Origin of the sequence: Fusibacter ferrireducens (assembly GCF_015352425.1) — a bacterium.
Taxonomy (GTDB): Bacteria; Bacillota; Clostridia; order Peptostreptococcales; family Acidaminobacteraceae; genus Fusibacter_A; species Fusibacter_A ferrireducens.
Map to the genome: position 1 here is coordinate 156,798 of NZ_JADKNH010000005.1, position 25,501 is coordinate 182,298.

The following is a 25,501-nucleotide window of genomic DNA, read 5'->3' on the forward strand; positions in this document are numbered from 1 at the left end:
GAAGAAATGACTGAATTGTTGGCACCAGCAGGAAGTATGGAAGCTTTAAAAGCTGCAATTTCTAATGGCTGTGATGCAATATACTTAGGAATGCAAAAATTTGGTGCGCGTGCCTACTCATCTAATTTTGATTTTGAGTCGCTAAAAGAGGCTATTCAGTATGCACATCTGAGAAATGTTAAAATCTATGTTACAATGAATACCATTATTTTCGAAAACGAGATTGAAGAGATGAAGGCACAGATGGACGCACTGAATGAAATGGGTGTTGATGGCCTCATTGTTCAGGATTTGGTGGCCTTTAATTATGTGGTTAATCATTTTTTGGACATGGAAGCGCATTGTTCAACGCAAATGGGCATAGATGATTTAGATGGTACGTTATTATTTAAAGAATTGGGTGCTAAAAGAGTGGTGTTGTCACGTGAGGTTGAAATTGAAAAGGTAAAAGAGATCAAAAGAATGGCTAAAATACCACTTGAAATTTTTGTTCACGGCGCATTGTGTATCTCTTATTCTGGAAATTGTCTCATGTCAGGATTAATCGGCTATCGAAGCGGCAACCGTGGCAGATGTGTGGGCTCATGCCGTAAGGTGTATGAACTCATTGATACGACAACAGGGGCAGTTATAGCAAAGAATTACCTTTTATCTACAAAAGACTTAAACACCATTGAACATATTGAAGATTTAAAGGAAATGGATTCTTTAAAAATAGAAGGTCGAATGAAAGAGCCGGCGTATGTTGCCAATGTCGTATCTAGATATCGCAAGGCCTTAGATGGTCAAATAACTGAAGAAGATAAAGAAAATCTGAGTAAAACATTCAACAGAACCTTCACAAAAGGTTATCTGTTTCATGAAGATCATAAAGAAATTACCAACGTTTTAAGACCGAATAATTTTGGTTATGAAATCGGTAGAATCAGCAAGATTTTTAAAGATAAGTATGAAATCACACTGACTCACACTTTAAATCAGAATGATATCATACGCATAAGCCATAACAATGAAGACATTATTTTAAATGTTGTAAGGCTGTATGATAAAGAGGATCATTTGGTTAACAAGGCGGAGGATGTCTGTTATATCAAAGTCAAAGAAAAGATGTCTAAGGGTGATTTGGTCTATTTAACAAAGGATAATCTTTATTATAAAACACTGGAATCTTCACTGGAAAAAGAATTTAGACGTTTTGACCTCAGCATTAGAGTACAAGCTTATCCAGGCTCAAAGTTGATCGTCGATGCAGTGGGATTAGGGGTTGACTATGCTTACGAAAGCGAAGAAACGCTAGATGAAGCCATTAATAATCCAACGACGAAAGAGCAGGTTATAAAGCAGTTTTCTAAACTCAATGACACGATATTCGAACTTAAATCTGTGAATTTTGAAACGCATAATGCTTTTGTTCCGGTGAAACTTTTAAATGCCGCAAGAAGAGATGTTGTACAAGGTCTATATGACTTGAAGCTCAACAGCCAAAAGAAGAGAACTAAAGTGGTTAAGGCACAAGAAAAGATAAGTTTTCCCCCTAAAAAAGCCTATCTGACGGTCTCTGTAACAACTCAAGAGCAATACGATGCCTGTGTGAGTTGTGGGATCGAGGAAATCTATTTTGAAAACATTGTCAGAAGAAATCAGAATGATTATGATGTAAAAGAAGGACAATTGCTCATTGGTGGTTATGGCGGTATTCATCACTATAGAGGGACAAATGATTTTGTTGCAGACTATTCCCTGAACGTGGTCAATGCCACCAGTTGCTATGAACTCTATAAATTGGGTGCGAAACGTGTCACCTTGTCCTATGAGCTCAATAAGAGACAAATTGAAGATTTAATAGAAGCCTATTATAAAGCAAATGAGGGTTACCCTTCTTTGGAAATGATCGTATACGGCAAGGCGCCTCTTCTGTTTACTAAATATTGTCCACTGAAGAAAATGAATCAATGCGGTGTTTGTAAAACCAAGCAATATGAGTTAAGGGATGAGCACGGGACGTTTCCGATCATTTCTCATGATGATTGCACAACGACGATTCTCAATGGAAAGACGCTTAATCTTCTGGATGAGCTACAAAGTATAAAGGGAATCGAGGCATTTAGATTAAACTTTACAGTGGAATCCAAAGAGCAAGTTGTGGATGTGATTAACAAGGCTCTTAGTCAATTAAAGGGTTCTGCGAATCAATCCGTCTTTAATCAAGAAACCGACACAAGAGGTCATTTTAATAAAGAAATTTTGTAAGTGAACAAAGGAATTTTGTAGGCAAACGGTACAAAAATATAAAATGTGGGATCAGCTATAAGGTGCCGACTTGGCAAAGTTTTATTGGATCATTGAATTGAGGCGTTCTGATGACTATTTTATCAGATACAGGTCTTATAAATAGTAATAACCCAATGCCATTAGGTGAGGTTTCATGAAATGGCACTGGGTTATTTTTTTAGATTATAGATAGCCTATAGTTCATCCCAGAGTTGGGAGGTTCTATATTTTTAGATCCCCAGCAGCTTTGATTTTGACACGGTTGGTGTTGCCAGGATAGTAGGCTAATGGCACATCTTCCACATCAATAATTTCAACGGATGATTCTATAGCTCCTGATAAAACGGCCATTTGAATGGCTTCTTTTTTGGCAGATTCAATAGCAGTATCTCGAGGACATTTTTCATAGTCTATAAGTTTTTCGAAAGTGCCGCTGATTTTAGATATGGCTGAGCCAATGGCATTTGCAGTACCAAAGTAGTTTGGTTTGAGTACAGATTTTGTACCAGATAAGTTTTTAGGAACAATGATTGAACCACCGCCCACTAATATAACATCGGCGTCCTCATTTGAAAGCTTCATGCTATCGATGCCATTTTCGATCATTTTTTGAATCTCACTCATTGCCCTTTGAGCAAAGGCGATGTCAATGGCATTCAAAAGCTCAGGATTTCCGATCGCGCACATGCCCAGTTTAACGGCAATATCCGTTGTGGTGAGCGTATCTCCACCAAAGACCAATGCCTTTTGAGTGATTTCATAACCCACACTGTCGGGGCCAATGGATATTGTCCCGTCTGATTTTTGACGTACGATAGAACCGCCACCAAGTCCTATGGATAGAACATCGGGCATTCTAAAATTAGTCCTTACGCCGCCAATGGTCACCGCAACACCTGATTCTCTGGGAAAGCCACCTTGAATGACGCCGATATCTGTCGTTGTGCCTCCGACGTCAATGACGATGGCTTCTTTCAAATGACCGAGATAACTTGCGCCTCTAATGGAATTGGTTGGGCCACATGCAATGGTTAAAATAGGGTATTTTTGAGCATAGGCCATGGTCATCAAGGTACCATCATTTTGTGAGATATATACTTTTGCTTCTGTGATACCATGTTCTGCAAGACTTTTTGAAAAACCAGTGGTGAATTTCTGGGCGACTTTGTAAAGTGATGCATTGAGCACAGTGGCATTCTCTCTTTCAATAAGTCCCATGGAGCCAATTTCACTGGAGATGGAGATTTGTACATCATCTCCCATGATTTCTTTGCAAAGGCGTGCCGCTTCTTTTTCATGTTCGTCTCGAATACTTGAAAAAGCACAGGAAATGGCAATGGAGTTCACTTTACCTTTGAGATTTTTAAAAAAACGTGTTGCATGATCGGTATCAAATGCGGCGAGTTCTTTGCCATCGTATTCAAAGCCACCGCCGATCACTTCTGAGGATATGGCGACTTTTGAAATATCTTCTGCCCAATCCACCAAAGGCGGTACGCCAAGAGTGGCAGGGGCACCAATTCTAAGGAGTCCTATAGGTTCAAGATTTTTGCGTTCAACAATGGCATTTGTACACTGAGTGGTGCCCAACATCGCAAGGTGAATTTTTTTAGGATCGATCTTGGAAATTTCTAAAATGGATTCAATAGCACCAAGTATGCCATCGTAAATATCGTTTGTTGTAGGATGTTTAATCTCGGCAATAACATTTAAGGCCTCATCGATTAAAACCGCATCTGTATTCGTACCCCCGACGTCTATTCCAAGCCTATACATTTGTAGTTCCTCCTTTCACCAATGCTTCAATAGGATGATAATCTACATCACAACCAAAGTAGCGAGGGCCAACGAGTTCAAGGCCTTTTTCTGATCGCCATAATGGGAAACACTTTAAGCCGACAACAATGACGCGCTTGCCATATTTGAGTGCATCTGTGGTCACTGGAATGAAAGTTTCCGAATCCACAAGGCAGATTAGATCTGGTGTTGTCGCTAAAACCGTACCATTCACTTCTGCAATGAGATTTTCATTTTGAAAAGTGATCACGGCGTTTTGACCACGATCATGGTCGATCCCTTCCAGGTGAACTTTACCAAAGTTAAAACCACCTTTGGTTTCGCGAAGGACATCGGAAATTTTACCTTTAAATAATTTGAAGCCTTCTGTTGCCTTGAAGAAGTTTTCTTCTGGTGTGTTTGGGCTGTTTTTTAGAGTTCTAATGGCAGCCCCTAGCTGTTCACTACGAGTGATAATATTTTTAACGGCATATTTTCGAAGGGTTATGCCATCCATACAGTACAGGGATACGGATACTGAACCGCCGCAACTCATGGTGACGGCACGTGCTAACTCTTCCGTCCATTTGTTGGTTATGGTATCAAATATGGCGCAATTTCCCTTTTCATCCGTCAAGGCCATTGGCGTTGCCTTGATGCCACCTATGGTAAACGTCACCATTTGCAGTTCTGGAAATGCACGGCCCATGCCGTCTGCATCGACCATGGGAATGCCCAGTCTAGCGCAAGCAGCTATAGGCAACATGCTGTTGACGCCACCTGCTTCAATGGGCATAAAAGCATAGATTTCCTTCCCGTAAAACTGTGAAACCATTCTGTGAAGTGTCTTATATTCTTCGCCACCAACCCCTTTTTCAGATAAGATTGTAGGCGCACCCATCATGGCAATGGGCACAATCAGTGCATCATCTGGAATTTCTTCAGGATCTAGTAGGGTTACTTCGCCGCAGTCCTTTACGGCACCCATTGCGATGAGTTTACCGATGTAGGGGTCTCCTCCGCCACCAGCTCCAAGTAGTGCTGCACCAAGTGCAATATCTTCAATTTCTTTTAGACCTATTTTTCTCAAAGTATTATCATCCTTTCTATATTTTAGTTTTCGTTATAGCTTGGATTGGGTCCTGGAATTACTTTAACGATTGCAATGTAAAGAAGCATGGAAACAACGATGCCGTTTATCGGTCCAATGAAAAAGGGCATATTGAGAATCGGGAACGCTGCAACCAAGCTTGGGAATGACGCAAAAGTGCCTCCTGTAATACAAGCGACAAGCGCGCCCACTAAAAATGAGATCATTCCTGGTGCAAAGACACCCTCTCTGAGTTTGAAGGCTTTAGGATCGCCTTTCCCAATGAGCCAGTAATCTGCTATGAGTACGCCCACAAGTGCAGGTACAAGTGCGGATAATAGTGTTAAGAAAGCGGTAAATTTGCCTAGTAATCCAAGTGCGGCAAGTAATGTGCCAATGCCGCCGGCAATTGCAGTAGTTACCTTATAGTAGCTTTCATCTAAGCCCAAAAGATTGGAAAGAGATAATCCCCCGCTGTAGGCATTAGTCACATTGGTTGTCCAAGTGGCTAAAACAAGCGCAACAAGGCCAATAGCAGGAACGCCTACTGCAGTGAGCACAGCACTGATGTCATATTGTCCTGTGACGATACTCATGACAGCACCGATTAACAACATGGTCAAACCTGCTGGCAGTACACCGAGAACGGATGACTTGATCACATCTTTTCGACTTTTTGCAAATCTACAGTAGTCACTGCTAATCGCGCCGCCCACTGCAAAAGTTGCCACAACCAAGCTAATGCCAGTTACAAATGGCATGGGATGAGGTGTCACATAGTTTGCCATAACTTCGAGACCATTGAATTGGACCATGGCAGCCCAAACGCCATAACCGCAAACGATGAGCAGCAATGGTACTGCAACAAAGTTGAGCCATTTAAGGCCTTTAAAACCGTAACAGGCTGTGACCAGCATGATGATACCCCAAAGTGTTGAAGAAAGCCATGTTGGAATTGTGATCCCCGTCATGGTAGCCAACATAGATGAAAATGATGTGCCGCAAACAGCTGATTGGATACCAAACCATCCAATGCAGGCGATTGCCAGAACACTACTGATCACGTATTGGGCCCCTTTTTTCCCCAATGCCCCAGAGGCCATTACAGCTGTGGGTAGCCCTGTATCGCAACCTTGAATACCAATTAAGCTCATATAAATGCAAATAATACTGTAGCCAATTAAGATGGCCATAATTACTTTGCCAATAGACATGCTACTGCCAACCAAACCGCCAATCATGAGGCTTGGCACACAAATCATAGATCCGATCCAGACCATGGCAATGGATTGCCAATTTTGCTTTTCTTCAGGTTTGACTTCAAACCCAGTTAATTTTTTAGCCATAAGACAGCCCTCCTTTTTTATAATTAACCTTGATTATAATGTTTTATTACAATATTGTAATTGGTTCAAAAGCAAAAAAAAATCGTCTCTAAATTGTCCTTATGAACAAAAAAGAGCGATTAATTGCTTTATTTATGGAAATTAGTCTTTATTTGGTGTCTGGGGTAGGCTTTCTAATAACCTTTCAATAGCGACAGCACAGTAGAGATCGTAATGTTCGGGCATTTTATTGATGTCAAAGTGTAGGTATTCATTAATTTGATGGATTCGATATTTAATCGTATTTTTATGGACATACAGATAGTCAGCGGTTAAAGCCACATTGGAGGCAGCATCTAACAAATAGATCGCCAGCGTACTTTTTAGAGCATCACTGGAATGGTTGCTCTGATCAAGCGGTAGTAAGATTTTAGTTGCTTCGAGGATGCTGTTTTCACCATTTGAAATAATATCATAACAGTGTTTTGTAAAACGCAATTCTTGCAGTGAAAGAATTGTTTTTAGAGGAAAAATGATCTTTGCAGCAGAAAGATAATCTGAGTAGAGGAGATAGCCATTTCTAACATCTGTGGTATTCGCCTGTCCATAACATGTGACGAGCACATAGGGTTCAGGGGATTGCTCAGAGAGTGCCTCTTCAAGAGCTTCTTTAACGACTTTGCAGGCTTGTTTTACTTTGTCACTGCCCAAAAAAATGACGAATGTATCGTTGTATGTTCCAGTAAATGTGACGTTAAAATAGAGTCGAATGACATCTTCAACAATTTTTTGCCATTTCTGATAGAGGTCATGTCGAAGGGCTTGGTGATCAATGGGTTTTTTAGGCACCAGCATAATCAGATGATGGATGGCGAGAATATTTATATTTAGAATCTCTGCCAAGCGCCTCATTTTGATGGGTTCATCGTTTAAGATGGCTCGAATAAGTTCATCAGTCCCTATTTTACCATGTCCCTTACTCCATATGTTTATAAAGAGCTGAACAATTTCTGAGGCTTGATTACAAAGTTCTTCAGAGAGAATGCCATTTTCTTTGGCCATAATGAGATGAAGTGGTGAAGCATTTTCGCTTTGAATGGCTTTATTGCAGACGTAAATACTTCGTCCTATTTCAATAGGTGTTGGTGTCGTTGGTAAATTGGCAATGCTGGCATGGTAGTAAGATGAGATCTTTTCTATGCTCACATTGCTGATCACTGGCCAATTGGATAGATTAACGCTGTTGAAGTGATCGTCCACAAGGTAGATGGAACTGGTTGTATGATCGCAAATCATCTTTAAGACGGTGTCCATATTGCGTTGATGATCAGACAGTTTGCTGATGCGCTCTAGCATTTCAGATACAAAGTTGGGATCGTGCATTTTATTTTTGATAATGGCTTCAATAACTTCGTAAATCACTTCGCTGTATTTCAAGTCCATTCTGTTTTCGGGCATGCAAATCAGAGCAAAGTCCAGCTTGTTGGCCAGATCAATTAAGCGTTGATCAATTTCGGGCATAAAGATGCCCACATAATAAAGAATTATGCCCACTTCACCGCTTTTATGCAATCTGCGAATCGTTCGGCATTGTGCTTCCACATCATCTTTTATATTGATGAAGCCAGTGATTGCAATTTCATTTCCGAGAAATTCGTTGCTGTCAAAAAAAGTTTTTTGAAGTGCAGTGGGTTCAGCATATTCTAAAACAGAAATGGAGTCGACGGTTTTATCCAGTCCCTTTGCGCCGGCGATAACTTTGGCGTGACTCAATGAAGGCAAGTCTAAAAGTGTTTTTATGGTGATGCGCATGTGACCCTCCTAACGGTTAGATAGCCGTTAAATAGCGAATAATTATTAAAAAAAAGTAATAATACCATTTTATCATATTCCCCAAGTGGAAAAAACATCTTAAAGTAGAATATATGCCATGAGAAAATGCTTTTGAATACTAATTACGTCAATAGTTTGTTATAATGGTTTTGTATACAAACTCAAATTGGAAAAGGTGGTGCATGGTTTGTTTCAACCTGTAAAGACTAAAAAAATTTATGAAATGATCATAGAGCAAATTCAAGAAATGATACTATCTGGGGCTTTGAAAACAGGAGACAAGCTTCCATCAGAGCGTATTTTAGCAGAACAGTTCAATGCATCTCGTGCGTCTATACGTGAGGCCATTCGAAGTCTTGAAATATTAGGGGTTGTAGAATCTCGTCAAGGTGGCGGCAATTTCATCAGCGACTATAAGAGTGCAAACTGGATCGAACCCATTTCACTGATGTTTAAACTCGGCGGGGGCAATTTCGATGAAATATTAGAAATGAGAACTGTGATAGAAGTAGAAGCGGCACGCCTTGCAGCCATCAGAATTACAGAGGACCAGAAACAAAATTTGATTCATTTAGAGCAAAGGCTTAAGGCGGCCACTTCTGAAGAAGAACTTTCATCGCTTGATCAGCAATTTCATATTATTGTTGCTGAAGCTTCACATAATGTTTTGATTGAAACGATGATGCGCGCTATACAAGCGATATTGAAAAACTTTATAGGTGAAGCACGTCAATCCATTAACACATGGGCTCAGGATTCAGGTGTCCTTTTAACCCAGCATCTTAAAATTGCCGAATCAATTCTCCAAGGTAAAAGCGAAGAGGCGGCTTTGAATATGAAAGCACATTTTGTTATGGTCGTTAAGAGCCGTTCTAAGGCATAGATTGGATTTAGAGCTCAGATCAAACAATCAACAACCCAAATCAGGGTTGTTTTTTTATGCCAAGAATTCGAAAAAAAATATGGATAAAAGCGTTGAGAAGTGATATGATGATTTTAAAAGTGGTAAGACCAGTAGACCAAAATGCTGAAGTACTTGAACATAATATCGTAAATAGAGAAAAGTAAAAGACTAAAATGGTAAAAAGGATTGAGGCATTTGTGAATTTTGAGGTAAAAGCCAGTTCAGAGGAGGGTTATATGGAAATATTAGTGTGCATTAAGCAAGTGCCAGGAACAACACAAGTGGAGATTGACGAAGAAACAGGTGTTTTAAGGCGTGATGGGGTTGCTTCAAAGATGAACCCTTATGATCTTTATGCGCTTGAAAGTGCAATGGTTTTAAAAGAAAAGTACGGTGCAACTGTTCACGTGTTGACAATGGGCCCCCCACAAGCAGAGCACATTATCAAAGAAGCCTATATGATGGGGGCAGATCACGGCGCTATTTTAAGCGATCGAAAGTTTGCAGGAGCAGACGTTTGGGCAACGGCGTACACCCTTTCACAAGGCGTTAAAAGATTTTGCAAACCAGATTTGATTATTTGCGGAAAGATGACCACGGATGGCGATACTGCACAAGTTGGGCCAGAAATGGCTGAATTTCTGGGGATTCCGCATATTGCAAATGTTTCTAAGATCGTAGATGTAACAAGGTCTAATATGACAGTTGAGATGGATATGCCACAGACGGTGGAAGTGGCAAAGGTTGAATTTCCTTGTCTCATAACAGTTGAGAAGGGGATTTTTCAGCCTAGATTACCATCTTATAAATTAAAAAAATCAACGGCTCAATTGAATGTACAATATTATGCATTCAGAGATTTAGAGGATCAAGATGAAATGAAATATGGTCTAAATGGCTCACCAACACAGGTTAAGCGCATATTTCCACCAGTGGGCAATGATGCTCACGAAATATGGGAAGGTGATAGTGACACTCTAACCAACCAAATGTTCAATGCGTTAATGCGATTGAAGTTTATTTAGGAGGCGGAAATGGCGAAAATTATAATTCACAATGAAAAGGTTAAAGCGCATGATGTGCTCGTAAACTTATGCCCTTTTAATGCGATTGAGTTTATGGATTCGAAAATAACGATCAACAGTGGCTGCAAAATGTGTAAACTGTGTGTGAAGCAAGCGCCAGACGTTTTTGAGTTCTTTGAGGAAGAGGTAAGGCGTGTCAATAAATCGGAATGGAAAGGGATCGCTGTTTATATAGATCATGTGGAGGGCGATATTCACCCAGTATCCTTTGAGCTCATAGGCAAGGCGAGAACCCTAGCTGAGAAAATTAATCATCCAGTACATGCAGTACTCATAGGCGAAAATGTGATGCAGGCAGCAGAGGAAATTGTGAAGTATGGTGTGGATGAGGTTTTTGTTTACGATGAAACGGAGCTTAAAAATTTTAGAGTTGAACCCTATGCCGCATGTTTTGAAAACTATATTGAAAGCGTCAAACCGAGTATTGTACTCGTTGGGGGTACCACTATTGGTAGATCGCTTGCACCGAGACTTGCAGCGAGATTTAGGACAGGGCTTACAGCGGATTGCACAGTGCTGGATGTTCAAGAAAATACGGACTTAGATCAAATCAGGCCTGCATTTGGCGGCAATATCATGGCTCACATTCACACTCCAAATCATAGACCACAGTTTGCCACAGTGAGATACAAGATCTTTGATGCGCCAGAAATGATAGATAAGCCTTTTGGAAAAATTACGAGGTACACTGTTTCGAAAGATTTACTGAAATCGAAGATTGAGGTGCTCGAAGTGCACGATAAGGCAAAATCAGAGAGTATAGAAGAGGCGGAAGTGATCGTGGTGGTCGGATCGGCATTTAAGAAAAAAGAAGACTTGAGCATGGCTTTTAAACTTGCGGCACTTTTAGATGCTAAAGTGGCGAGCACAAGGCCGCTAATTGAAAAGGGTTGGATGGATGCAAAGTTGCAAATCGGTCTCAGTGGACGTACGGTTAGACCTAAGCTCATTATAACCTGTGGGGTTTCGGGTTCTGTACAGTTCGTGGCAGGGATGAAAGGTTCAGACCAAATTATGGCCATCAATATAGACAGAGAAGCCTCGATATTTAAGACTGCGCATTATGCAATTGTCGGTGATATTTATGAAGTTCTTCCAAAGCTCATTGAACGCATTGAAAATGAAAGACTGTAGGAGGTTGATATGAATAGGGCATATAAAAAAATAGATCAAGAGGATATTGAGTTTTTCCAATCCGTCATCCCAAAGTCGAGACTTTTTATCGGTGAAGAAATTCATGAGGACTATTCAAAGGATGAACTTGCAGGTGTGCACAGATACCCAGATGTAGTGGTGGAAGCACTCTGTGCCGAAGAAATTTCAAAGTTGCTGAAATATTGCAATGAACATGATATTCCTGTGATTCCCAGAGGACAGGGAACGGGTTTGGTTGGGGCCAGTGTGGCAATTCACGGTGGTCTCATGATTTCCACAATTAAAATGAACCGCTTCATTGAACTGGACAAGGAAAACTTGACGTTAACGGTTGAACCTGGGGTACTTTTGATGGAAATATCAAAATATGTTGAGGATGAAGACTTATTTTATCCGCCAGATCCTGGGGAGAAATCAGCTACGATAGGCGGGAATATCTCCACGAATGCCGGTGGCATGAGAGCTGTAAAATATGGCGTCACAAGGGATTTTGTACGCGGTCTTGAAGTGGTGCTCATGAGTGGAGAAATCATTCAGATTGGCGGTAAAGTTGTGAAAAACGCGTCAGGATACAGTATCAAGGATCTGATGGTGGGTTCTGAAGGGACACTTGGATTTATCACTAAGGCCATTTTGAAACTCTTGCCCTTACCGAAAGTTGCAGTCAGTCTTTTAGTGCCTTTTCCAACTTTGGAACAGGCTGTGGAGACGGTACCATTGATTATCAAATCCAAGTTTATTCCAACGGCAATTGAGTATATGGAAAGACGCGTCATCAAAAATGCAGAGGATTTTTTAGGTAAAAAGTTTCCAGATGCTTCATCAGATGCCTATCTCCTATTGACCTTTGATGGCAATGCTCTGGATGAAGTGGAACGGATCTATGAAAAGGTTGCCGATGTTTGCTTGGAGGCAGGGGCCATAGATGTATTTATCTCCGATACGCAAGAGCGGCAAGAATCCATTTGGTCAGCGAGAGGTGCTTTTCTCGAAGCAATAAAAGCTTCCACCACTGCAATGGATGAATGTGATGTGGTGGTGCCAAGGAATCAAGTTGCGAAATTTGTAAAGTATACAAAAGAAGTGGAAAGTCTTGTGGATATTAGAATTGCAAGCTTTGGTCACGCCGGAGATGGTAACCTCCATGTGTATGTCTTAAAAGATCAGTATTCAGATGAGGTCTATACTCAAAAGCTAAAAGAAGCATTTGACCTGCTCTATAAAAGGGCGGCTGAATTGGGTGGTCACGTCTCTGGAGAACATGGGATTGGATACGCAAAATTACCTTATTTAGTAGCACAACAGGGACCTGTTTATATGAACTTGTTAAAAGGGATTAAATTTGCATTTGACCCAAAAGGGTTGCTTAATCCTGGAAAAGTTTGTTAGAGTTTTGGTGACAAGATAAGATGCAAGCGACGGTGTTATGATGTCAGCAAATCTTGTGCTTTGTCAATTGTTTTACTTTTAGTATAGTGATATAGTAAAATAAAATGACATATTGCAGGAGGAGACCTTATGAAACACAATTTTGACGAAGTCATTGATAGAAAGAACACGAACGCGATGAAATATGAGCCAAGTGTATTAAAAGAAATGTTCAAATCTGAAGATGTATTGCCTATGTGGGTGGCGGATATGGATTTTAGATGCCCTGAGGTTGTTGTAGACGCTATTTCAGAGCGAGCAAAACATGGTATATTTGGTTATTCAGGTGTGGATGATGCTTACTATGATGTCTTTATAGATTGGAATAAACGCCGAAATCAATGGCATATTCATCGTGATTGGATCTGTTACACACCTGGAATCGTACCTGCTGTACACTATATCATCAGGGCATTTTGCCACACTGGTGACAAAGTTATCATCCAAAACCCAGTTTATTATCCATTTGCCCAAGCGATTGTGAATAATGGTGCTCAAGTGGTCACAAATCCGCTTAAACGTGAAGGCGGCCAATATATTATGGACTATGAAGACTTTGAGGCCAAGGCAAAAGATCCAAGAGTGAAGCTCTTTATTTTATGCAGCCCTCACAACCCTATCGGTCGTGTTTGGAGGAAGGATGAGCTTGAGAAGATAGGTGAAATCTGCTTGGCGAATAATGTATTAGTCGTATCAGATGAAATTCATTCAGATTTGATTATGAGTGGTCATAAACATATCCCGTTTGCAAGTCTTTCAGAAGCCTTTTCAGAGCACTCTATCACTTGCATGGCGCCTTCAAAAACTTTTAACATTGCAGGATTACAGGTCTCCAACATTATCATACCCAATGCAGAGTTGAGAATGGCTTATCAGACGATTCTTGAAAACAATGCCATTAGACATGCAAATACGTTTGGCATCGTGGCGCAAAAAGCGGCGTACGGCATGGGCGAACCTTGGTTAAATGAAGCTCTGGAATATATAGAAGCCAATATGGATTATATAGCAGATTTTGTTAAGGCGCGTTTGCCTGAAATTACATTTGTCAAACCTGAGGCCACTTATCTCGCATGGTTAGATTTTAATCAATTGGGGATGTCGCCAAGTGAGCTTGAAACCTGGATGCAGACAGAGGTTAAATTGGCACTTGATGAAGGCTATATCTTTGGAGCAGGTGGCGAAGGTTATGAGCGTATCAATGTTGCTTGTCCGCGTTCAATTTTAAAAGAAGCTTTAGAGCGCATTGAGAAAGCTGTGATCAAGAGAAGAGCCTAAAAAACAGGAAACTTGTAAAAAATATATAACATCCATTGGCAAATTTGTGCTGATGGATGTTTTGGTTATACTTGATATGCCCTTAGTGTGCTGTGGGTATTCGAAAATTTAGCGAGGAGAATCCGTAATGAGAAACAAATGGACAGGGCTTTATATTGTAATAGTAATGCTGCTCATTTTAACAGGATGTAATGATCAGCAAACTGAAGATGTCTCAGAGCATTTATTAAATTTAAATGATACAGCCCAAGATCAAAACCTTCAAGAGGACAAATCTCAAACAAATGATTCTCAGGAAAAGAGTTCTTTGGAAAATGAGTCTGAGGGTCAAACTTATTCGAAATCGATAGAGACGAATAATACACCCGCTTTGCCAAGTGAAGGCGAAAATATCCAGTCATTTATTCCAAATGGCTGGCTACTGCTCGACGCCGTGGAATTAGACTTCAATAATGATGGCTTTATGGATGCGGTTGGGGTCTTGGAAATCGACGGTTCAGATATGACCGAAGATGATCTCTATAATTTCCCACGGATACTATTTGCTATAAAAAACAGTGGTGATAAGCGATATGAGTTGAGCTTCCAAGATGCAAATTTGATAAGGACAGAATTTGAAGGGGGTGTTTTTGGCGATCCGTATATAGAACTGGATGTGACGGATCATAACTTTTCAACTCATGCTTATGGTGGTAGTTCATGGAAGTGGTCAGAAGATTACACTTATAGTTATCGAAATGACGAATGGTACTTGATTAAATCTGTTGAGAGTTATGGACAAGGACCATATATCACAGAGTATAGAGAAGACGATTATGATCTCGGCATTGGAAAAAGAAGCTATAACAGCGAAAATGATGAAATTATGATGCAGAGAGAGATGTCGTGGGATGCATATGATTTGGATTTCGACATCGTTCTTGAAGCGCCACCTAGATTGAAGGCTTTCAGTGCCAAAAACATTCGGGCAGGCGATCGTCTTAAAGATATGCGTGCAGAGAGGGTAGTTGTTTCGGAGATGCTGAATTTATCGGATGCTCAAAGGGCGGTTGTAGAACAAGAGGCGATGTCTATTAGGCAGATTTGCTATACGGATGAAGATTACATTGCGTATACTTTCAAAAGTGAGGCTGAAAAATATGAGTATCTAGCAATTTATGACAGATATTTGGGAGTGTCCACTGTAGTGGATCGATGTGAGCGATGGGAAGCGGATTGGCTATCCAAATTTGATCATGTCGTTATGGATCAAGAGTATATTTATTATCATAGTTATTATGCACCGAATAGTATGGATGCTGAGAGCAGCGAGTTTGTGGGGACAGCTAATGAATTGGCATTCACTTATCTGTACCGAGAAAAGCGAGATGGCACAGATAAAAAAATGCTCTTTAAGTATGAAAATGAGACAGACGCAAGGGGAGACTATCCGTATGTGAGCATTACATTTGAAATACATGCGGGGAAGATCATTTTCACTTTATTCAGTGGACAAGAGTATGCTCATTACAAAATGAATTTAGACGGTGATGCATTGGAACTTTTGGGGCGCTTGGAAAATTAAATGAAAAAGCGCTCCCTTTTATCTTGTTTAGGCCTATGCATTCTAGTATGAGCTGAAAAGAACCTATTTGTGACAGCAGAGGTTAGTGCCAGAGCCCAGAAAGCGTTAGAGCACTGTAAATCAAGATGAGTCCCATTATGATATTGAAAGGCTTCTCATAGTTAGAGAGAAAACGATTAAAAAGCGAACCAAATAATGCCCAACTGGAATTTGAAAGAAAGGCCACGAACGCTAAAAATAAAGAGAAGAGTACGAGTTGGTAGCTTGATGAAAAATATGGGATTATGAAATTGGACGTGAGTGTGATGCCATAGAGAATCACTTTGGGGTTGATAAATTGAAGGATCATTCCAGATTTATACGAATTTAATTTTGAAGCGTCAGAGTGATCCTTGTGATTTTCATGAGAAGTCTTTTTGATATGAAAGCCCATTATTTGTAGTGCCAGGTAGAGCATGTAAAGTGCACCTATGACACTCATATAAGAATTGATTTTAGGTAAAAAAGCAGATAAAGCTATGTTGAAATATGAAGAGAAGAGCATGATTAAGAAAAAGCCAGTGGTGACCCCTAAAATAAAATTCAACGTCTTCTTATAGCCTACTCGACTTGCATTTGCCATGGACATAATATTGTTGGGACCGGGAGTAAACGTAACCACGATTACATAGGATAAAAAAGCACTTAAATTGAACATGATAAACCTCCTTTATAAAATGATGGATGCACAACTGATGAATACAAATCAATTAAAGTATGTGAGAAAAATTATAAATAATTTGAAAGCGTGCTATGAATTTGATAGTATTATATAATAAGACTACCCCTGTAAAAAGGGGTGATTTCTCGTTTTTTATAGGGGGAGATTTATGGAAATATACATAGAGTTACAGAGAAATAGCCGAGTGCCTCTTTATATTCAGATCTATGAAGCTTTTCGAAAGGCAATACTCAGTGGTGAGATGGAACCTTATTCAAAGCTGATGTCTGTTATGCAACTCAAACGGTTACTCTGCGTCAGCCGAAATACGGTAGAGATTGCCTATCTACAATTGTTATCGGAGGGGTTTATCTTCAGTAAAAAGGGCAGTGGTTATTTTGTATGTGCACTTGATAATATGATGTCGTTTGATGACTTGTCAGATATAGCTTGTGAGGATAAGGCTGAGGTCCCCCCAATTAAAAGTTTACATTTAATTAGAAACGATGTAGCATATGACTTTAAACCCGGCTCAGTTGATCAAAGCCAATTTCCCTTTAAAAAATGGCATGAGATTGCGCGCAATATCATGAATTCAGACAACCCAGAAATTCTAATGTATTCTGATCCTCGTGGAGAGCGCGCGCTTCGAATGGAAATTGCAAAGTATTTAAAACATTCAAGGGGGGTACTCTGTGACCCGGACCAGATTATTATAGGTGCGGGGACTCAAACTCTGATCAGCTTGCTCTGTCTCTTGTTAAAAGAGGGGCCTGATTTAACCGTTGCTGTTGAGAATCCAGGATTTACAGCGGTCAGAAAGGCTTTTGAGTGGCATGGATGTGAGATTATACCCGTGAGCTTGAATAACAATGCACTGGATATATCAGCGGTAAAAGGCGTTGAGGCGAACTTATCGGCAATCTACTTAACGCCTTCAAACCAACACCCTATGGGTGGCCTTTTAAATGTTTCAGAAAGGCTTAGTCTTCTGAACTGGGCAAAAGATAAGGCGACTTATATCATTGAAGATGATTATGACAGTGAGTTTCGATATGATATCCACCCTGTACCGACGCTGTTTGGTTTAGATCAATATGATCAAGTCATTTATATGGGAACCTTTTCAAAGACATTATTTCCTGGGATGCATGTGGGCTACACGGTTTTGCCTTTAAATTTAGCAACCCGATTTTCTGAGATCGGACAATATTATAATCAAACGGCGTCAAAAATTCACCAGCTCACCATAGCAGAATTTATGAAACAGGGACTTTTTGAAAAACATATTAGGAAGATGAGAACTGTATATGGCAAAAAACATCAAAAAATGGTCACGACAATCCAAGAAACTTTTGGAGACCGTGTATGTGTCATTGGAGATCACGCAGGTGTAAACTTGGCACTTCGTGTGAAATTGCCTTACTCGGAAAAGGCACTTATCAAACGAGCAGAGCATGTAGGCATAGCGGTATATCCCATTTCCTTTTACTATTCAGCCTCAATTCAGCCGGTAGAATATAATGATGTCTTTTTAGGTTATGGACACATGACTCTTGATGAAATTGGAGAAGCCATCGCACTTTTAGGTGAAGTATGGACGGCAGTCTTTTAAATACGTTTTCTATTCTAGAGATCGATTCATAGAAGCGGTAGGAGCCACCTTCAAACACTGTAAACAGAATGATGCAGGGGCTATAAATTATAGTTTATGGCTAAACATAAGTAATATATATTACAAATTCGGATGAGATGGGCATATGCTAAATGTATAGAGAAATCGAGCAAATAATTTTATCGAGGAGGATAATATGACTAAATTTAGTGAAAAAGCAGAGGCGATTCAAGAAAAAATAGTTGCTCATAGGAGGCATCTACATCAAAATCCAGAGATCGGAATGGATTTACCGCTGACGGTGGCGTATGTACAAGATACTTTGAAGGCCCTTGGATACGAACCTGAATTATGTGGTGGTGGTATTGTTGCAACTTGTGGCACTGGAGAAACGGGTAAAACATTTTTGGTGAGAGCAGATATGGATGCGCTGCCTATAAGAGAAGAATCCGGTGAATCCTTTGGCTCAGTTAATGGGAATATGCATGCATGTGGCCACGACTTGCACACTTCGATGCTGCTGGGGTGTGCAGAACTTTTAAAGATGCATGAAAACCAGATCAAAGGGACTGTTAAATTAATGTTTCAGCCTGCAGAAGAACTTGCAATAGGCGCTAAATCGATGCTTGAAGCGGGTGTTTTAAAGAATCCCGATGTAGATGCGGCTATGATGATCCATGTTTTTTCTGGCTTGCCAAGTGATAAAGATGGGCAATTCGTGGTTTTATCCGATGGTCCTGCAAGTGCGAATATCGATGTTTTTAGGATCAATGTAAAAGGGGTGGGCGGCCACGGTGCAAGACCACATGAGACGGTGGACCCAATAAATGTATGTGCTCACATCCACTCAGCGCTTCAAGTGTTAAATGCAAGAGAGGTTGAGGCAAGCGAAACGTTTATTCTCACAATAGGTGAACTGAAATGTGGCGATACATTTAATGTTATCCCAGACAGTGGTTATATGCGAGGGACCATTAGAAGTTACGGCAAAGAGGTTCGCAGCTTTTTAAGAAAACGTCTAGTGGAAATTTCAGAATCTGTTGCAAAGACATATCGTGCTGAGGCTGAGGTTATATTTGAATTCGAAGCACCAAGTGTTATCAATGACCTTAAACTAAGAAATGATTTCATGAAATATATAGATGAAATAATGACCGATAATGTTGAAGATGCAAAAGAAGCGTATGGTGGCAAATTCGCAAGACTTACTGGGTCTGAAGACTTCGGATTTTTAAGCGATGATGTACCGACACTTATGGTGGGATTATTGGCGGGAACAGTAGCAGATGGCTATCATTATCCACTGCATCACCCTAAAGTGAAATTTAATGAGAAAGTGCTCTGGAAAGGGGCAGCTGCATATGCCTATGTTGCAATGACATGGCTCAATGAAAATTAGAATATCTTTACCTCAAATGGCTTATAATCTGATTGGTGATTATAAGCCATTTTTTATTAAAACAACGAAAAGCGTTTTGAGGCATCGAGAGATAGCTCAAATGTTGCTCGATGTTTTGAGCCGAAAGATTTGAGCCGAAGCATCCGTCGGGAAAATCGTCAGCAAAATGAGGCAAAGTCGTGCTATAATGACATATGGGAACAACTGAGGATAAATATATTTTGAGATAAGTATATTTAGATGAGGGGATTAATTTTATGAAAAAGATGAATCGAGTTGCTAGGCTTTATTATCTATACATAATTATAGTAATCGCAATGGTTTTTCTCCTCACGGATTTTTTATTTCAGTACTATTTAGACGCGCATTATAAAGCGCATTTGGAAGAGCTTGATAGTCATGCTCAGAAGAGTGCTCAACTCATACAAGAGAGTATTATGCGCAAAATATATGTTGTGGACACATTGAGAATCATTTTAGAATTAACGGATTATGATGTATCTAAATTTCAAGAATGGGCGCCGTATATCTTTGAATCTGAACAGGGCATTGCATGCATACAACTTGCACCTTCGGGCATCATCAGTAATATCTATCCATTAGAGGGCAATGAAGAAGCCATCGGATACCATTTGATTGAGGATGAAAATCCAAGCGATGCAAAATGGGCGATTGAACCACAGGCATTAACTTTTAGGGGGCCTACTACTTTGGTTCAGCATGACAAGAAATCCATCGTCAGCACAGGGCCTATTTTTATTGAGAAAAACCTCGAAAAGGCATTTTGGGGATTTTCCATAGTTGTCTTCGATATGGAAGACGTTGGTTTTAGTCATTTTATCGATGATGAAGTGTACAATTATAGAATTTTAAACCAGAGTCAAGACCAAGAAAATACATCTGTTATTTATGAAAGCGACAACTATTCGGATGAGCTCCAAGCTGAAAGCAATATATTAGTACCTGGTGGTCAATGGACGATTCAAATGTCATTTAAAAAAATGGATAATTTTAAGCTGATTCGTGCTACTTTTTACTCACTTGGTTTATTGAGCGCAGGATTGTTTATTGTTATAAGCATTAAAAAGCGCAACCAAGCATTGGAAATTCAAAAGCTGAATGAAGAACTTAAGAGAATTAGTTTGGAGGATGAATTGACGGGTTGTCACAATCGAAGGTATTTTGAATCTATAGCAATGAGAGAACAAAAAAGAGTAACGCGCTATAATGCACGAACATCGGCAATTATGCTAGATATTGATTTTTTTAAAGATGTAAATGATCAATACGGGCATCATGTTGGTGATTTGGTTTTAAAGGAACTTGCAAAAATAATGATGGAGAACATTAGGACCTCAGATGATTTAGCCCGTTGGGGTGGAGAAGAGTTCATTATTTTATTGCCGAATACAGGTGGGGAAGAGGCTGTGAAAGTTGCGGAGAAGTTGAGAGAGAAAATAGAAAAAAAGTTGTTTGAACGTGAATTGAAAATAACGGCAAGTTTTGGGGTTACAGAATACATCCCCTCTGAAAGCTATGACAGTCTTTTTAAGAGAGTTGACAGTGCCGTCTACATGGCTAAAGAAAGAGGCAGAAATCAAGTGGTTTTAAAGTAAAATAGAGTGCATGAAGTATGTGATGCATTGCAACATTTTGGGTTAAAACTTTGTTGCTTAAAATAAAATGCCCTCAGTTTATTGAACTGAGGGCATTTAGTTTAATTATGTTTAATGAAGCATTTCTAGTAAATGCTTTGAATAAATCTTTTTAAGTTTTCATCTTGTGGATTTTCAAAGATTTCTTCCGGTGTACCCATCTCTGCAATTTGACCTTCGTTCACAAAGATCACGCGGTCGGACACTTCACGTGCAAATCCCATCTCATGAGTTACAATGAGCATGGTCATCCCCTCTTTGGCAAGGGTTTGAATAACTTGTAAAACTTCGCCGACCAATTCTGGATCAAGTGCAGACGTAGGTTCGTCAAATAACATAATATCAGGTTTCATCGCCAGTGCACGTGCAATGGCAACACGTTGTTTCTGCCCACCAGACAGCATGGCTGGATAGACTTCTGCTTTATCTTCAAGGCCCACTTTTTCAAGCAGTTTGAGAGCTTGTTCATTGGATTCAACTTTAGAAACATTTTGAACAACTCGAGGGCCTAATGTAATATTATCAATAATTTTTTTATGAGGGAATAAATAAAAATGTTGAAACACCATTCCAATGCGTTCACGGAGTTTTATAAATTCCTTCTGACCATGTTTAACGTTTTTACCATTAAAGATAATATCTCCTTTGTTACGTTTTTCAAGGCCGTTAATACAGCGTAACATGGTACTTTTTCCGGAGCCACTGCCACCGATAATGCTAATGACTTCACCTTCATAAACTTCAAGATCGATGCCTTTTAGAACTTCAAGGTCACCAAAATACTTGTGAAGATTTTTGATTTCTAAAATGACTTTATCTCTCATTGACACTTAACCTCCTTTCAACAACTTTAAGAATAGAACTGAGGAGTGTAATGATTGCATAATAGTAACAACCTGCTACAAATAAAATTGGAAAAGGATCATAGGTTGCTGCAACAAATTGTCTTGCAATGAGCATAGTTTCTGTAATGGTAATGACGCTGGCAAGTGAAGAATCTTTAACCGCTATGATAAATTGGTTACCCAGTGCAGGGATAGCTTGCTTGACGGCCTGGGGTAAAGTAATATAATAAAAGACTTGCAGTCTATTCATGCCGATTGCCTTGCCCGCTTCTACTTGACCATAATGAACGCCGTTGATCGCACCTCTAAAAATTTCGCTGATATAAGCGCCACTGTGAAAGGCGAGACCTATACAAGCAGAAGTGAAACCGCTAAATTTTAGGCCCATCATAGGCAGACCATAAAAGATGAAGTAAAGTTGCAAGAGCAAAGGTGTCCCTCTCACAATGGAGATATAAAGATTGGTTATTTTCTCTAATATTTTAAGACGTGTGAGCTTTAACAGCATCACAAGTAATCCGAAAATTGTACCTAAAAATATCGAAAAAACAGAGAGCTCCAACGTTAACCCAACTGCAGGTAAAAATTTAGGTGCAAATTTTAAAGCGACTTCAAAAAATGAAACCACATTTAAGTAAAAGAGATTTAAATGTTCTAAAAGTGTTGTCATTGGAATCACCTATTGCTCTAAGATGTTGACGCCAAACCATTTTTCACTGATTTCTTGGTAGGTGCCATTTTCAACGATTGTACCAAGCGCTTCATTGAGTTTTTCAAGCAACATTTCATCTTCTTTTCTAACTGCAATCCCAATCTTTTCTGAATAGAGCAGGTTGCCAGCAGGTTTAATGTCAACACCATATTTTTCAGGTGCTTGCAAGCCGACAAATTTACCAGTTACTAATCCATCCATACGTTCCTGTCCAAGAGCCATGAAGTTGTCGACATCACTCTCGAATTGCATAATATCAGATATATTATCCTTTTCTTTTAGCATATCGTGAAAAGTTGTGCCAGTGACAACGCCAACAGTACCGTCTTGTAATGCATCTAAGTTTTCAATATCAGAGTTGCCCGGTACGAAAAATTGTGCACCGTCATAGTAGTACGGATCTGTGAAATTCACTTTTTTTAAACGTTCTTCTGTAATTGCCATACTGCCGATGATGGTATCGAATCGTTTACTGGTTAATCCACCGATAATGCCATCCCAAGCGGTTGTAATCGGCACAGCTTTAACACCTAATTGCTCAGCGAGAGCATTGGCAATATCGATGTCAAAACCCGTTAGATTGCCGTCATCATCAATAAAGTTAAAAGGGGGATAAGCACCCGTCATGGCAAAAGTCATCTCTTTTGAAGATAAGATTTTGTCATAGGTAGTTTCCTCTTTAGATTGACATCCGAAAAGTGTCAGGATAAGCATACTCATAAGCAACCCCAAAGTCACTCTTTTTAAAATGTGTTTTCTGTGTAATTCTGTTTTCATTGCTTTCATTTTTTCCTCCTTGAAATATCAATATTATTGCTTTTAGAAAACTGGAAATTAAATTGTAAAAAAAAACACTCTAACCCTATTTTTCAATAGAGTTAGAGTGTCTAAATTTCGCGATAAGCTCATTTTATGCCACATAAGTGTAGCAAAGGTCATGACGTTGCCGTCCTAACCAGACCCCAGTTCTAATAATTGTTTTTCTGCTAAAATTTCATTTACCGAAAAGCTTACATCAATCCACTCAAGGCGTATTCATGCTCGAAATTCAATTACTCAATTAGCTTACTTCACATTACTTTGATTGTACTATTCCTTAAAACTCTATCATAATAATCTATTGCTGTCAAATTTGATGTAGCTGTGCGCTCTATTTATAGACCTTTAGAGCTTGGTTGCTTAGAATAGATATTGAAGTTAAAATAGAAGTAATAAAACCATGTTATGATAGCAAATACAATAATGGCGCATATCATTTTGGATAAAAATGTAATATTAAAAAGGGGGGCATATGGATAAAGAATATTTTGAGCGTTTACTCATTCAATTTATGAAAAAGTTCACAGATATGGATGAGGCTTCTTTAAAAGAATTGGCCAAAGATGTTCCTATAGTTGTTGCTGAAAAGGGCACAGTGTTACTTGAACAAGGAGAGGCGCCACATCATTGTATTTTTGTACTAAAGGGCTGTATTCGTCAATACAGAGTGGATGAACAGGGGAATGAGCTGACGAGCGATTTTTATACGGAAGAACAATGGGTTACTATTTTTTATGAGCGTGATCGGGATCATGTTTCAAAGTTTTCTTTGAGTTGTGTTGAAGAATGTACTTTAGTGATGGGGCCTGCGGATCTTAAAGAGGCTATGTTTGACCAATACAGCGCTCTTAAAGATATGACCTATAAAATGTTAGAGGAAAAAATTGGCGAGATCAAAGGCAATCTTTCAGGATTTATGTCGTCAACACCTGAGGCGAGGGTCAAAGCACTCCAACAAAATAGACCTGACCTGTTCCAAAGAGTCCCCCAACATCAATTGGCAAGTTATCTTGGTCTGACGCCAGAATCACTGAGTCGAATAAAGAAAAGAATCGAGAAGGGAGACAAATAAATATAGAGGGGTCCTTTGTAAAGTGGATTTTTCAAATTTTGACTCTTGGTACGCTCATTAAGCATTTCGCAATTATAGTCTCTTGCTTCTGCTTAACGGGTAGATTTATAGTGATCGCAAGGGTATAATAGTGACTTATAAAGAGGACATGATTGCATGTCATTTGAAAGAGGAGAAAATTAATGCAGAATTATAAAATGTGCATTGCATATGACGGTAGAAAATATAAAGGTTTTAACACGATAAAAGGTGATACAGAAAAGAGTATTCAAGGTAAACTTGAGGCCATTCTATTAAAGCTCTACGAAAGGGAAGTTGAAGTTGTCGGTGCTGTTAATACAGATGCCGGCGTGCATGCGACAGGTCAAGTTGTCAATTTTAAAGCGGTTGATGAACGCCTCAGTGACAGCGAAATTTTAACTTATTTTGAGAAATATTTAACAGACGATATCATTGTGTTATCCATAGAAGCAGTGGACGAAAGATTTCATAGCCGATATCTCTCTAAAAAAGTGACCTATGAGTATCACTTATGGAAGAAAGATGCACCGAATAGACCTTTATTCGAGAGATACTATGTAAATCTTATGAATCAATTATTAGATGTCTCTAAGATTGAGAAGGCTTCAAAGGCCTTTTTAGGCACGCATGATTTTTCGGCATTTACCACGAACAAGAAGGTAAAGCACCCTTTGAAGGAAGTCTTTGAGCTCGATGTAGAAGACACGGCACATGAAATTATTATCACGATTACGGCGAATGGATTCTTACTCAATATGGAAAGATTGATGGTGGGGACACTTGTTCAAGTGGGACTTGGTCAATTGCCCATAAATGCAGTAGAACAAGCTTTAAAAAGCCAAGACACCAAATTTGTTGGCCACAAAGCGAGCTCGGATGCTTTAACTCTAGTAGATGTGGAGTATTAGATCAAAGCTTTTTCTGAGGTGGTTGTCGAAAAAAATACCATCAAAA

Annotated in this window: 21 protein-coding genes; 13 read left to right on the top strand and 8 right to left on the bottom strand. The window is 39.5% G+C overall.

Features of this window, described 5'->3' with window-relative positions; genetic code table 11:
- The first annotated feature begins 6 nt into the window (after positions 1-6).
- A complete protein-coding gene (locus tag ISU02_RS09545) occupies positions 7-2,250 on the top strand; it encodes a U32 family peptidase (protein ID WP_194701600.1) in 2,244 nt (747 codons plus the stop codon).
- Positions 2,251-2,493: 243 nt separating this feature from the next.
- Here the strand turns inward: ISU02_RS09545 and ISU02_RS09550 are convergent, their stop codons facing one another.
- The 4 genes from ISU02_RS09550 to ISU02_RS09565 form a co-directional block, all read right to left on the bottom strand.
- Positions 2,494-4,047: a hydantoinase/oxoprolinase N-terminal domain-containing protein gene (locus ISU02_RS09550; RefSeq protein WP_194701601.1), complete on the bottom strand. Its 1,554-nt coding sequence runs from the start codon at positions 4,045-4,047 to the stop codon at positions 2,494-2,496.
- Entirely contained in the window at positions 4,040-5,137 is a 1,098-nt protein-coding gene (locus ISU02_RS09555) for a DUF917 domain-containing protein (RefSeq protein WP_194701602.1), read from the bottom strand. The genes ISU02_RS09550 and ISU02_RS09555 overlap by 8 nt, the downstream gene beginning before the upstream one ends.
- 23 nt (positions 5,138-5,160) lie before the next feature.
- Positions 5,161-6,483, bottom strand: coding sequence for a cytosine permease (locus tag ISU02_RS09560; RefSeq protein WP_194701603.1), 1,323 nt, complete (start codon positions 6,481-6,483; stop codon positions 5,161-5,163).
- A 141-nt stretch (positions 6,484-6,624) separates the two neighbouring features.
- Complete coding sequence (locus tag ISU02_RS09565; RefSeq protein ID WP_194701604.1) at positions 6,625-8,274, bottom strand: PucR family transcriptional regulator; 1,650 nt, start codon at positions 8,272-8,274, stop codon at positions 6,625-6,627.
- A gap of 208 nt (positions 8,275-8,482) precedes the next feature.
- Here ISU02_RS09565 and ISU02_RS09570 point away from each other — a divergent pair, with 208 nt between their 5' ends.
- The 7 genes from ISU02_RS09570 to ISU02_RS09595 all read left to right on the top strand — a co-directional run bounded on the left by ISU02_RS09570 (position 8,483) and on the right by ISU02_RS09595 (position 15,709).
- The gene (locus ISU02_RS09570; RefSeq protein WP_194701605.1) at positions 8,483-9,178 is read left to right on the top strand and encodes a FadR/GntR family transcriptional regulator; all 696 of its coding nucleotides are present in this window, start codon (positions 8,483-8,485) and stop codon (positions 9,176-9,178) included.
- 56 nt (positions 9,179-9,234) lie between these two features.
- Complete coding sequence (locus ISU02_RS24130) at positions 9,235-9,363, top strand: hypothetical protein (RefSeq protein WP_267459421.1); 129 nt, start codon at positions 9,235-9,237, stop codon at positions 9,361-9,363.
- Between the two features lie 72 nt (positions 9,364-9,435).
- The gene (locus ISU02_RS09575; protein WP_194701606.1) at positions 9,436-10,224 is read left to right on the top strand and encodes an electron transfer flavoprotein subunit beta/FixA family protein; all 789 of its coding nucleotides are present in this window, start codon (positions 9,436-9,438) and stop codon (positions 10,222-10,224) included.
- A gap of 9 nt (positions 10,225-10,233) precedes the next feature.
- A complete protein-coding gene (locus tag ISU02_RS09580; protein ID WP_194701607.1) occupies positions 10,234-11,418 on the top strand; it encodes an electron transfer flavoprotein subunit alpha/FixB family protein in 1,185 nt (394 codons plus the stop codon).
- A 9-nt stretch (positions 11,419-11,427) separates the two neighbouring features.
- Positions 11,428-12,828 (top strand): FAD-binding oxidoreductase, encoded by a 1,401-nt coding sequence (locus ISU02_RS09585; protein ID WP_194701608.1) that lies wholly within the window; start codon positions 11,428-11,430, stop codon positions 12,826-12,828.
- Between the two features lie 129 nt (positions 12,829-12,957).
- Positions 12,958-14,145, top strand: coding sequence for a MalY/PatB family protein (locus tag ISU02_RS09590; RefSeq protein WP_194701609.1), 1,188 nt, complete (start codon positions 12,958-12,960; stop codon positions 14,143-14,145).
- Positions 14,146-14,272: 127 nt separating this feature from the next.
- The gene (locus tag ISU02_RS09595; RefSeq protein WP_194701610.1) at positions 14,273-15,709 is read left to right on the top strand and encodes a hypothetical protein; all 1,437 of its coding nucleotides are present in this window, start codon (positions 14,273-14,275) and stop codon (positions 15,707-15,709) included.
- An 82-nt stretch (positions 15,710-15,791) separates the two neighbouring features.
- Here ISU02_RS09595 and ISU02_RS09600 read toward each other — a convergent pair whose 3' ends face one another.
- The gene (locus ISU02_RS09600) at positions 15,792-16,406 is read right to left on the bottom strand and encodes a LysE family translocator (protein ID WP_194701611.1); all 615 of its coding nucleotides are present in this window, start codon (positions 16,404-16,406) and stop codon (positions 15,792-15,794) included.
- 172 nt (positions 16,407-16,578) lie between these two features.
- Between ISU02_RS09600 and pdxR the strand changes: the two genes are divergently transcribed.
- From pdxR to ISU02_RS09615, 3 genes are all read left to right on the top strand, one after another.
- Complete coding sequence (pdxR, locus tag ISU02_RS09605) at positions 16,579-18,024, top strand: MocR-like pyridoxine biosynthesis transcription factor PdxR (RefSeq protein ID WP_194701612.1); 1,446 nt, start codon at positions 16,579-16,581, stop codon at positions 18,022-18,024.
- 196 nt (positions 18,025-18,220) lie between these two features.
- Positions 18,221-19,423, top strand: a complete 1,203-nt coding sequence (locus ISU02_RS09610) for a M20 metallopeptidase family protein (protein ID WP_194701613.1) — start codon at positions 18,221-18,223, stop codon at positions 19,421-19,423.
- A gap of 257 nt (positions 19,424-19,680) precedes the next feature.
- A complete protein-coding gene (locus ISU02_RS09615) occupies positions 19,681-21,039 on the top strand; it encodes a sensor domain-containing diguanylate cyclase (RefSeq protein WP_194701614.1) in 1,359 nt (452 codons plus the stop codon).
- Between the two features lie 125 nt (positions 21,040-21,164).
- Here ISU02_RS09615 and ISU02_RS09620 read toward each other — a convergent pair whose 3' ends face one another.
- The 3 genes from ISU02_RS09620 to ISU02_RS09630 are packed head-to-tail and all read right to left on the bottom strand — an operon-like array spanning position 21,165 to position 23,421.
- The gene (locus ISU02_RS09620) at positions 21,165-21,902 is read right to left on the bottom strand and encodes an amino acid ABC transporter ATP-binding protein (protein ID WP_207736249.1); all 738 of its coding nucleotides are present in this window, start codon (positions 21,900-21,902) and stop codon (positions 21,165-21,167) included.
- On the bottom strand, positions 21,892-22,593 hold the full coding sequence (locus ISU02_RS09625; RefSeq protein WP_194701615.1) for an amino acid ABC transporter permease: 702 nt from the start codon (positions 22,591-22,593) through the stop codon (positions 21,892-21,894). Before ISU02_RS09625 ends, ISU02_RS09620 begins: the two co-directional genes overlap by 11 nt.
- A gap of 9 nt (positions 22,594-22,602) precedes the next feature.
- Positions 22,603-23,421, bottom strand: coding sequence for a transporter substrate-binding domain-containing protein (locus ISU02_RS09630; protein ID WP_228727778.1), 819 nt, complete (start codon positions 23,419-23,421; stop codon positions 22,603-22,605).
- A 505-nt stretch (positions 23,422-23,926) separates the two neighbouring features.
- Here ISU02_RS09630 and ISU02_RS09635 point away from each other — a divergent pair.
- Together ISU02_RS09635 and truA are read left to right on the top strand one after the other, a co-directional pair.
- On the top strand, positions 23,927-24,526 hold the full coding sequence (locus ISU02_RS09635) for a Crp/Fnr family transcriptional regulator (protein ID WP_194701616.1): 600 nt from the start codon (positions 23,927-23,929) through the stop codon (positions 24,524-24,526).
- A gap of 182 nt (positions 24,527-24,708) precedes the next feature.
- Entirely contained in the window at positions 24,709-25,455 is a 747-nt protein-coding gene (gene truA, locus ISU02_RS09640; protein WP_194701617.1) for a tRNA pseudouridine(38-40) synthase TruA, read from the top strand.
- Positions 25,456-25,501 lie beyond the last annotated feature (46 nt).